Source organism: Actinosynnema sp. NPDC059797, assembly GCF_042732085.1.
GTDB lineage: Bacteria > Actinomycetota > Actinomycetes > Mycobacteriales > Pseudonocardiaceae > Actinosynnema.
In genome coordinates this window covers 1-9,760 of the sequence record NZ_JBHWIE010000052.1, presented here as the reverse complement: position 1 = coordinate 9,760, position 9,760 = coordinate 1, and the positions used below count along the sequence as shown (strand labels likewise).

General features: G+C 71.0%; 8 protein-coding genes and 1 tRNA gene. 2 read left to right on the top strand and 7 right to left on the bottom strand.

The window, feature by feature from the left end; all coding sequences use genetic code 11:
• Positions 1-70: 70 nt before the first annotated feature.
• The gene (locus ACFV4N_RS15925; RefSeq protein ID WP_499673267.1) at positions 71-718 is read right to left on the bottom strand and encodes a response regulator; all 648 of its coding nucleotides are present in this window, start codon (positions 716-718) and stop codon (positions 71-73) included.
• 253 nt (positions 719-971) lie between these two features.
• Between ACFV4N_RS15925 and ACFV4N_RS15920 the strand changes: the two genes are divergently transcribed.
• Positions 972-4,190 carry a penicillin acylase family protein gene (locus tag ACFV4N_RS15920; protein WP_499673266.1) on the top strand — a complete coding sequence of 1,073 codons (3,219 nt, stop codon included), beginning with the start codon at positions 972-974 and terminating at the stop codon, positions 4,188-4,190.
• Positions 4,191-4,268: 78 nt separating this feature from the next.
• Here ACFV4N_RS15920 and ACFV4N_RS15915 read toward each other — a convergent pair whose 3' ends face one another.
• Positions 4,269-5,138, bottom strand: a complete 870-nt coding sequence (locus ACFV4N_RS15915) for a hypothetical protein (RefSeq protein WP_499673265.1) — start codon at positions 5,136-5,138, stop codon at positions 4,269-4,271.
• A gap of 199 nt (positions 5,139-5,337) precedes the next feature.
• Between ACFV4N_RS15915 and ACFV4N_RS15910 the strand changes: the two genes are divergently transcribed.
• Positions 5,338-5,410, top strand: a tRNA-Arg gene (locus tag ACFV4N_RS15910).
• 144 nt (positions 5,411-5,554) lie between these two features.
• On the opposite strand, the gene ACFV4N_RS15905 is transcribed toward ACFV4N_RS15910, so the two are convergent.
• Genes ACFV4N_RS15905 through ACFV4N_RS15885 form a run of 5 tightly spaced genes read right to left on the bottom strand, consistent with a single transcriptional unit; the run spans position 5,555 to position 9,681 of the window.
• Positions 5,555-6,922, bottom strand: a complete 1,368-nt coding sequence (locus ACFV4N_RS15905; protein WP_499673264.1) for a tyrosine-type recombinase/integrase — start codon at positions 6,920-6,922, stop codon at positions 5,555-5,557.
• The gene (locus ACFV4N_RS15900; protein ID WP_499673263.1) at positions 6,922-7,110 is read right to left on the bottom strand and encodes a helix-turn-helix transcriptional regulator; all 189 of its coding nucleotides are present in this window, start codon (positions 7,108-7,110) and stop codon (positions 6,922-6,924) included. Before ACFV4N_RS15900 ends, ACFV4N_RS15905 begins: the two co-directional genes overlap by 1 nt.
• 44 nt (positions 7,111-7,154) lie before the next feature.
• Positions 7,155-8,324, bottom strand: coding sequence for a DUF3631 domain-containing protein (locus tag ACFV4N_RS15895; protein WP_499673262.1), 1,170 nt, complete (start codon positions 8,322-8,324; stop codon positions 7,155-7,157).
• Positions 8,321-8,701 carry a hypothetical protein gene (locus ACFV4N_RS15890; RefSeq protein ID WP_499673261.1) on the bottom strand — a complete coding sequence of 127 codons (381 nt, stop codon included), beginning with the start codon at positions 8,699-8,701 and terminating at the stop codon, positions 8,321-8,323. The genes ACFV4N_RS15895 and ACFV4N_RS15890 overlap by 4 nt, the downstream gene beginning before the upstream one ends.
• Positions 8,698-9,681 carry a bifunctional DNA primase/polymerase gene (locus ACFV4N_RS15885; protein WP_499673260.1) on the bottom strand — a complete coding sequence of 328 codons (984 nt, stop codon included), beginning with the start codon at positions 9,679-9,681 and terminating at the stop codon, positions 8,698-8,700. The genes ACFV4N_RS15890 and ACFV4N_RS15885 overlap by 4 nt, the downstream gene beginning before the upstream one ends.
• Positions 9,682-9,760 lie beyond the last annotated feature (79 nt).

The following is a 9,760-nucleotide window of genomic DNA, read 5'->3' as shown; positions in this document are numbered from 1 at the left end:
GTCCCGAGCTCGGGGGGGGTGGCCGGGGCCGCCGGGGGGGGGGCGCCCCCCCGGCCGCCCCACGCCGGGGTCAGGCGATCAGGCCGCCGCGGAAGGCGACCAGCGCCGCCTGCACGCGGTTGACCGCGCCGATCTTGCCGAGCACCGACGAGACGTAGCCCTTGACCGTCGCCTCGGACAGGTGCAGCGTGCCGCCGATCTCGGCGTTGGACATGCCCTGCCCGATCAGGACCAGCACCTCGCGCTCGCGCTCGGACAGGGAGGCCAGCAGCCGGCGCGCGGGTTCCGCGGCCCGTTCGCCGTCCGCCACCGCGGCCAGCACCCTGGCCGCCACGCCCGGGTCGAGCACGGCCCCGCCCACGGCAAGGTCGCGCACCGCCCGGACCAGCTGTTCCGGTTCGGTGTCCTTGAGGAGGAAGCCCGAGGCGCCCAGGCGCAGGGCCTCCGACACGTACTCGTCCACGTCGAACGTGGTCAGCATGGCGATCCGCGGCGGGTCCGGGATGGCGCGCAGCTTGCGCAGCGCCATCAACCCGTCGGAGGACCGCATCCTGATGTCCAGCAGCACGACGTGCGGGCGGTGCCGGCGCGCCAGGTCGGCCACCAGGTGCCCGTCGTCGCATTCGGCCACGACCTCGATGTCGCCGGCGCTGCTGAGGATCATGCGAAGGCCGGACCGGACGAGGTCTTCGTCGTCGGCCAGCATCACCTTGATCACGACGCCTCCCCGCGTTGGCGTTTCGTGTTCGTACCCGCCCAGCATCGCGCACGAACACGCAAGCTGACGTTAATTCACCGTTATCTCACCACGGAACCAGACGCTCACAGCCCGTTGACAGTTGCCAGGCGAAAAGCGAGGTCAGGCGGATACGCAGGGTAATTTCCGCAGGCTAACGCGAAGGACTTTCGCGAATCTTTACTTCTGAGTAACGTGCGTCACACGACCCCCGCCCTGGAAGGAGCTTCGCGTCATGCGGAGAGCCGCCCGCTCGCTCGCCGTCGTGCCCTTACTGGCCGCCGCCCTCGCCGTGCCCCCCGTCGCGCCCGTCGCGGCGGCCGCGCCCGTCGAGGGGGCCGCGCCCGTCGCGGAGGCCGGCACCGGCGCGTTCGCGCCCGACGACCACTGCCTGGGCCAGTGCCACGACGTGCTGCCGCCCGGCCAGAACGGCCACGCCACGCTCACCGACATCCTCGCCCACCAGGTGTTCGGCACCCGGCCCGCGCACTCGGCCGACCAGCTCGGCAAGTACGACGCCCTCGCCTCCGGCTACGGCGGCCTCACCAACGAGCAACTGGGCGCCTTCTTCAACGACGCCTCCTTCGGCGTGCCCGCCGACCAGGTGGAGAGCACGATCAAGCCGCGCGCGGACGTGACCATCGTGCGCGACAAGAAGCTCGGCATGCCGCACATCACCGGCACCACCCGCTCCGGCACCGAGTTCGGCGCCGGGTACGCCGCCGGGCAGGACCGGCTGTGGCTGATGGACCTGTTCCGCCACCTCGGGCGCGGGCAGCTCTCCGGGTTCGCCGGCGGCGCCGAGGGCAACCGGGCCCTGGAGCAGAGCTTCTACGGCCAGATCCCCTACACCGAGGCCGACCTCCAGCGCCAGATCGACCAGGTCGCGGCCCAGGGGCCGCGCGGCGCGCAGGCGTTGCAGGACGTGCGCGACTACGTCGCGGGCATCAACGCCTACATCGAGGACGCGGTCGAGGGGCGGTACTTCCCCGGCGAGTACGTGCTCACCGGGCACGCCGACGCGATCACCAACTGGAACGACATCAAGCCGTTCCAGCCCACCGACCTGGTCGCCATCGCCGCGGTGGTCGGCGGCCTGTTCGGCGCCGGCGGCGGCGGCGAGGTGCAGAACGCCCTGGTGAAGCTCGCCGCGCAGAACCGGTACGGCGCGGCCGAGGGCGAGCGCGTGTGGCGGTCCTTCCGGGAGCAGAACGACCCGGAGGCCGTGCTGACCCTGCACGACGGGCAGCGGTTCCCGTACGCCACGACGCCCGCCGCGCCGCAGGGCGTGGCGCTGCCCGACGGCGGCGCGGTGACGCCCGAGCGGATGGTGTACGACGAGACCACCGCTGGTGCGTCCACTGTGGACGTCCCGCAGGAGCTGAAGGCGTTGGAGGGCCTGTTCTCCGACGGCGTGCTGCCGCGCGACCTGCTCAGCCGCAAGCAGGGCATGTCCAACGCGCTGGTCGTGTCCGGACCGCACACCGACAGCGGCAACCCGATCGCCGTGTGGGGTCCGCAGACCGGGTACTTCGCGCCGCAGCTGCTGATGCTCCAGGAGCTGAACGGCCCGGGGCTGCGGGCGCGCGGCGTGTCGTTCGCGGGCGTGTCGATGTACGTGCAGCTGGGCCGGGGCCTCGACTACTCGTGGAGCGCGACGTCCGCGGGCCAGGACATCACCGACACCTACGCGGTCGAGCTGTGCGAGCCGTCCGGCGCGCCCGCCTCGGCCGGTTCCCTGCACTACCGCTACCACGGCCAGTGCCTGCCGATGGAACGCCTGGAGCGCAAGAACTCCTGGAAGCCCACCGTCGCCGACCCGACGCCCGCCGGCTCGTACACGCTGGTGATGCACCGGACCAAGTACGGGCTCGTGCAGAGCCGGGCGCGCGTGGACGGCAGGTTCGTCGCCTACACCTCGCTGCGGTCGACGTACCTGCACGAGGTCGACTCCATCCTCGGGTTCCAGGAGTTCAACGACCCCGACGCGATCCGGTCCGCGCAGGACTTCCAGCGCGCCGCCGAGCGCGTCGGGTACGCGTTCAACTGGTTCTACGTGGACTCCCGCGACACCGCGTACTTCAACTCGGGCGCGAACCCGGTGCGCAAGAGCACCGTCGACCCGCACCTGCCGGTGAAGGCCGAGGCCGCGTACGAGTGGGAGGGCTGGGACGCCGACCGCAACACGGCGACCTACACGCCGTTCGCGCAGCACCCGCAGTCGGTGAACCAGGACTACTACATCAGCTGGAACAACAAGCAGGCGCCGGACTACTCGGCGTCGGGCTACGGCATGGGCTCGGTGCACCGCGGCGACCTGCTGGACGACCGCGTGCGGGCGCTCATCGCGCGGGGGCCGGTCACGCGGGCGTCGCTGACCAGGGTGATGGCCGAGGCGGGCGTGGCCGACCTGCGGGCCGAGCAGGTGCTGCCGGTGCTGCTGCGGGTCCTCGACGCGGCGCCGGTGACCGACCCGGCGCTGGCGCAGGTCGTGACGAAGCTGCGCGAGTGGCAGCGGAGCGGCTCGCTGCGCAAGGAGACCACGCGCGGCAGCAGGGCGTACGCGCACGCCGAGGCGATCCGGGTGCTGGACGCCTGGTGGCCGCGGCTGGTCGAGGCGCAGTTCAAGCCCGGTCTCGGCGACGCGCTGTACGGGCAGCTGACCCGGGCCCTCCAGGTGGACGAGGCGCCGTCCGACCCCAACGGCACCACGCCGCACAAGGGTTCCGCGTTCCAGAACGGTTGGTGGAGCTACGTGCACAAGGACCTGCGGGCCGTGCTCGGCGACTCCGTGCAGGGCCCGCTGGGCGGGCGCTACTGCGGCGGCGGCGACCTCACGGCGTGCCGCCAGGTGCTGCTGGACAGTCTGCGCGCGGCGGCGGCCGTGCCCGCCACGGCGGTGTACCCCGGTGACGGCACGTGCGCGGCCGGCGACCAGTGGTGCGCGGACAGCATCGTGCACCGCGCCATGGGCGGCATCACGCACGACGAGGTGAACTGGCAGAACCGGCCGACGTACCAGCAGGTCGTGCAGTTCCCGTCCCGCCGCGGGACGGACCTGCGCAACCTGGCGGCCGGCGCCGTCGCGACCGCGAGCAGCCACGAGCGCGGGTGGTACGAGTCGCCGCCGTCGAACGCGGTGGACGGCAGGCTCGACACCCGGTGGGCCAGCGACTGGTCGGACCACCAGTGGTTGCGGGTGGACCTCGGATCGGTGCGCCGCGTCGGCCGGGTCGTGCTGGCGTGGGAAGGGGCCTATGCCAAGGCGTATCGCATAGAGCTGTCGACCGACGGCTCGACCTGGCGGACCGCGTACGAGACCTCCGCGGGCGACGGCGGGAACGACGTTGCGCCGTTCACGCCCGGTGAGGCACGATTCGTACGAATGACGGGTATCCAACGAGCCACGGGTTACGGATACTCGGTTCACGAGCTTGAGGTCTACGTCTCGTAGACCGGTCCGCAGGAAGACCCCGGTCCACCCCCAGGGACCGGGGTCTTCCGCCTTTTCGCCCTCCCTCCCCTGTGGAGCTCAGGGCAGGGGCCGCGCGCCGTTGTTGTGGTGCGCCCCGTTGCTCTGCGGCAACTCGTGCTGGGTGGCCAGGCCCACCTGCTCGGCGAACTCGGCGGCCACGGTCGAGCCCCCGTACATGCCCAGCGCCTTGGCCAGGTGCAGGCGCAGGTCGGTGCGGTCGCCGTCCTCCAGGCGCGGCAGGGCGCTCTCGAAGCTGGTGACCAGGGTGTCCGCCCAGTGCCGGTCGCGGCGGTCCGAGGCGATCTCCACCAGCTCCGCGAGGTGCCTGCTCAACGCGACGGCCTGCTCCACCTGGTAGCCGTTGCGCGTGAGCCACCAGACGGTGGCGTTGGCCAGGTCGCTGAGCACCTCCTCGCGCAGGTACTTCATCTCGGCGCGCTCGGCGTCCCGCTCGGCCTGGCGCATGGCGCTGGTCTGCAGCAGCTCGATGTGCTTGCGCGCCACCGCCAGGTCACCCTCCGCGACGCTCAGCGACACCCCGTCGGCACGGGCCCACACGTGCGTGCCGTCGACCTGCCGCTCGGCCGCCAGCTCGTCCCCGAGCTGGTGCTGGAGCGGGACGTGGTGCACGAGCATGGTCCGCTCGGTCAACGCCCTGGCCCGCTGGATGATGTCGTTGACGGCCGCGTTGCGCGGCGAGTTGTGGCGCGCGCCGCTGGTCAGGTCGACCCGCCAGTGGATCGTCATCCTGACCTGGAAGTCCAGCCCGTAGACGGCGCTGGGCAGCGGCGACTCGAACTGGTGCTGGTGGGTCGTCGAGGCGGGCGCGAACGTGTACTCGTCCGGCTGGGCGCGGTTGCGGCGCCACCAGGCGCGCGCGGAGCCGAAGGGGCCGGGGTTGAGGTCGGGCCAGGGTCGACTGCTCATGGAGTGGCTTTCGTCAGAGGTGAGGTGCCCTCTCTGTACCCCACGGGGAGCGGGCGGAGAAGATGGTGCGCGCCACTTCCCCCGGACAGCCGAAGTGCGGAGGCCCCGGACCTCACCGGGGGTGCACGAAGCTGCCCCCAGGCGGGTGACACCCCCTTCGGCCGGAGGTCGAGGGGGGACACGGTAGGCTTCAGGGCGCGCCCTCGTAGCTCAGGGGATAGAGCATCGGTTTCCTAAACCGTGTGTCGCAGGTTCGAATCCTGCCGGGGGCACTCACCTTTCGCCGGGTGAATCGGCCCCTCACCAGCGGCAACGCTGGGAGGGGCCGATCTTGTTCTGTCCGGCTGTGTCCGGCCGTGTCCGGCCGGTTGCGAGCGTTTCTGCCCAATAGCTGCCCAAGTTTGCCGGTGCTCGGGCTACCGCATGGCCTCCATGATCTTGCGCTTGGCTGCCTCGTCACCACCGTGCAAACACTTGGCGTACACCCGATACAGCACTTCCACGGAGTGGCCGGCCCACTCGGCTACCCGCGTGGGCTCAACCCCCGCGTTCAACCACGTCGAGACGCAGGCGTGCCGCAGGTCGTAGGGCCGGCGGACCAACGGCCCCGCGGCCACCTCCGGCACGAACACCCGCTCACGGGCGGTTCGCCACACCGCGCCGTACAGCCGCACCGGAACCGGACCGCCCCGCTCCCCGCGGAACAGCCGGCCGTCGTCGTCGGTGCCGAACTGCTCCAAGTGCGCCCGCAGGATCGCCACCAGCTCGGGCGGCACGGGGACTCTGCGCACCGCGCGATCGGGCCGGTGCTTGAGCCCCCGTTCATCCCTTGTGGTCCCGGAGTTGGTCCACCGACTGCCCGCGTGCGGCGCTGCACGCTCGACGTGCAACTCCCCCCAGGCATCGTCCGGTTCGCCCGTGTCGGGCAGGGCGAGGTTGCGGCGCCGCAGGTTCACGGCTTCCTCGGGACGCAGGCCGGCGTGGTAGGTCAGCGCATAGCAGGCTGCCAGGTGCGGTCCGGCGCGCCGGACATTGCGAACCTCAGCCAGCAACGTCCGGGCTTGCACCGGGTTGGCCACCACACGGGGATCGATCTCCCGTTCGGCTCTCGGCGGACTCCACTTCAGATGGGGAATGGGGTTCGTCTCCAGTAGGCGTATCTCCACCGCGTAGTCCAGGGCGTTGAACAGGACCGCGCGTTTACGGTTGACCACGGTGGCCGCGGCCGGTGTGCCGTCGAGTTTGCTCGCCACCGTGTTCAACGTCGCACGAAGCACCTCCGCTTCTTCGAGATCTGTCACGGCACGGGTGTTGCGCTCAATCCAGCTCAACACCTTGGCCACCTCCGGAGGGGCGGATGCCCGCAGAGGTGCGTTGAAGGCATAGTTGAACAATGCCGACCGGATTTCCTTGTCATCGGGCCTTCCTTTGCGCCCGGACAGCAGGGCCGTGGTGGCGGTGGTCAGCGCTTCCGCGATACTCCGGCGCGACGTGGCGGCGGCGGCGGGCCACTTCATGTCTACATAGCGACACGCGAACGTGTACCACGCCATCGTTTCCTTTGCCCGGCGCATGGACACGGGCAGTCCGGTGCCCGTATCGAACGCTTCCCCTTTGCTTGCGGCGCGTTTGAGTTCCGACCGGAAGCTGTCGGCTAGGGCGTCGTTGGCGAACTTCTCCTTGAAGGGCTCGCCCGCGACCGTCCACCTAACCCAGTAGGTGACCTTCCGCTTGCCTCGGTAGACGTAGACCTTCTGGAATCGCACGTTGTAGGAGGTTGACATCAGGCAACCTCGTCCAGCGCCTCGTACCAGGACTCCACGTCGGCCCGGTTGATCCTGATTTCTCCGTTGGGCAACTTCCTACAACGCGGCGCGCGGCCCTTCATACGCCATTCGTAGAAGGTGGAACGGGAGATGCCCATTTCCTTGCAAAACTCGGCCACAGTGAGCTTTTCCCGACGGATGCTCATGATGTCCCCCTTGTCATCACTGGCAATCGGAGCCTGCATTGCGCCTATGCCGCACCTCCGGTGACGGTGGTCAGGTTCGGACGAAAGGCGGCTATGGCGGTTCCACCTTGACTGTCGTCACCCTGCTTGTCGGACGTGTTTTCGGGAGGTGGGCAGTAGCGTGCCCATGCGTCTTCGAATGAGGCGCGTTTGTAGGCCTTGCATTGGGTGCCGTCGGGGAAGCGGACGTTGTTGGAGGTGATGTCGAATTCGCGGAGCATCGCGGCGAGTCTGGGTGCGGTGAGGCCGGTTTTGTTGAGGGTGGCCCAGGGTGCTTCGACGTCGGCGCGGAGTTGGTGGAGCAGGGTTGCGGAGGGTATGGCGGTGTGGGTGCCGATGATGGTGCGGCAGTCCATGAGCAGGCGGACGCGGATGGAGCCCTGGTCGCTTTCGGCGGCTTCCTCGGTCAGCGCCCGGACGGCGGCGCGGGCGCGGCCGGGCCAGGTTCCCCCGGCGTGGTCGGCGACCACGACCAGGGGTTCCCAGGTGTCAGCGGCGCGGTCTTCCACCGGCATGTCCGGTTCGGCCTGTTCCAGCACCGGCAGGTCGGCGCGCAGCCACCGGGCAAGGCGGGTGGCGATGGTGCGCAGGGCCGGCCGGTCGCGGCGGAACCGGTAGGGGTCGGCGCGTTCGCCCGGTCCCCGGCGGCGCATTTTGACCACCACGGCGCGGTCTTCGATGGTGTCGGGCATGGTGCCGATACCGGCCAGTGCCGCCATGGCGAAGGTGGGCAGGCTGACCACGGCGTTGATGTTGACGTCGAAGCGGTTGGCGGGGCGGTTGCGCTGGAATCCGGCATTGAGCAGGCCGCGGACTTCCTCGTTGCCGCCGGTGTTGGGGCCGAAGATGGTGTCGGCTTCGTCCACCAGCAGGGTGGGTGGGTCCTCGGTGATGGACCGGTAGATGGCCGACGGGGAGGAGTTGACCGTGATGAACGGGTCGTGGCAGGTCGCTTCCACCACGTCGAGCAGCCGGGACTTGCCGCAGCGCTTTTCCGGGCCGCGGATGACCAGCCGCGGGGCCTGTGCCCAGGCGGGTTGGGCGTGGGTGGCGGCGATCCACAGCACCACCGCGTCGGCGGCTTCGGGTGAGGGCATCACGACGTAGCGAGTCAGCGCGGCGTGCAGCTCGTCCAGCAGAGCCGCGCCGGTGCTCGCAGGTTCGGCAGAGGTCATGACGTGGTCCTTCCGATGAGGCCGCCGGTCGGGGCGGCCTGGTGGTGCGGATGGAGCGGGAGGTCGTGGTGGGCGCCGGTTTCCTCGGGCGTGCGGTATTCGCGGCCCCAGCGCCACCACTGGTTGAGGTCGATGTAGATCCACACGCGTGCGGGTCCGTGTCGGTCGGTGAGGGCGGGGTCGGGGTGGGTGGTGAGGTGGTCGGTGGGCAGGTAGCGGCGTTCGGCGGCGCAGGCGTGTCCGAGGTGGTAGCGGCCGCGTCGGCTGGCGTCGCGGCGGGCGAGCCAGTCGCGGTAGTGGAACCAGCGGTGGTGTTGTGGTCCGCCGTGCAGGGCCACCAGCTCGGTGCGCGGGTCGGCCAGGTGCGGGGCGGTCATGCCGCGCCCCGCGCGGTGGCGGGCAGGGCGCGGGGCCGTTGAGCGCCGGCGCGCAGGCCGTTGCCGATGGTGCGGCGGACTTCCCGGTCGGTGCAGTCGCAGTCACCGGCGACGATGTGGTGTGCGGCGTCGTAGAGCTCGTCTTCGGCTGTAGCCGGGGGCAGCACTCCCGCGCCGACGAGCTGCCCGAGCGCGAACCCGGCCACGTACAGGGTCTGGGTGTGCGCGCCTGAGACGGCCTGTGCGACGCGTTCCCGCTCCCCCCTTACGGCGGCGGTGACGTAGCCGGGCAGCCGGTCAGCGCGGCGTAGGTTGGGCGCTGTGCGGGCCGGTGGCGGCTTGGGGGTGAGGCGCTGGACCAGCCAGGTGGGCAGCGGGGCGGGTTGGTTGTCGTCGGTGGTCCAGTACTGGCCGTGTTCGGTGCTCGACCAGGGGCCGACGACGTAGCCGCCCCACGCGCGGGTGTCCACCTTCCACCCCAGGCCGTTGCCCTGCTCGCCCTCGGTGTTGCGCAGCCGGACACCCTCGGGGGCGCGGAAGTACAGGTGTAGGCCGTCGCGGGCGGTCTGGACCGTGTAGAGGTCGGTGGGGAAGGGCTGCCCGGCGTCGGCGCACAGCAGCCGGAACACCTCTTCGCCGGTCCGCGCGCCCCTGCGGTTCCAGCTCTCCGGGGGCACGTCGTCGGGCGACTTCGGGGTGTCCAGATCGACCACCACCAGGCCGCTGGGACCGGTCGCGATCCCGATGTTCCAGGGCGCGACCGACCACGCGGCGCGGATGCGGGCGGGGTCGGTGGTGGCGCGCTGCTCCCACCCCTGGTGGCCGCCCGCGCACGGGCCGGTACGGGGGCAGGACTTGTGCCCGTGCAGGGCGGGGCGCTTGGTGCCGGGCCGCAGCGGGAAGACGTGCCAGCCGCGGGCGGCGAGGGTCAGCGCGTGGTGCAGTGCCAGGTCGCGGGGATCGGTGCGGGTTGTGGTCATGGCGCGGCTCCCGTGTAGACGGTGGTGGGGGTCGGCGCCGGGGCGCGGGGGGTGGGGGGGAGCCCGCGGCGCCCCCCCC

Bases quoted from the DNA above. Each gene is read 5' to 3' on its own strand.
- ACFV4N_RS15915 (WP_499673265.1), bottom strand. From the start codon at position 5,138: ATGAGCAGTCGACCCTGGCCCGACCTCAACCCCGGCCCCTTCGGCTCC.
- ACFV4N_RS15905 (WP_499673264.1), bottom strand. From the start codon at position 6,922: ATGTCAACCTCCTACAACGTGCGATTCCAGAAGGTCTACGTCTACCGA.
- ACFV4N_RS15920 (WP_499673266.1), top strand. From the start codon at position 972: ATGCGGAGAGCCGCCCGCTCGCTCGCCGTCGTGCCCTTACTGGCCGCC.
- ACFV4N_RS15885 (WP_499673260.1), bottom strand. From the start codon at position 9,681: ATGACCACAACCCGCACCGATCCCCGCGACCTGGCACTGCACCACGCG.
- ACFV4N_RS15895 (WP_499673262.1), bottom strand. From the start codon at position 8,324: ATGACCTCTGCCGAACCTGCGAGCACCGGCGCGGCTCTGCTGGACGAG.
- ACFV4N_RS15890 (WP_499673261.1), bottom strand. From the start codon at position 8,701: ATGACCGCCCCGCACCTGGCCGACCCGCGCACCGAGCTGGTGGCCCTG.
- ACFV4N_RS15900 (WP_499673263.1), bottom strand. From the start codon at position 7,110: ATGAGCATCCGTCGGGAAAAGCTCACTGTGGCCGAGTTTTGCAAGGAA.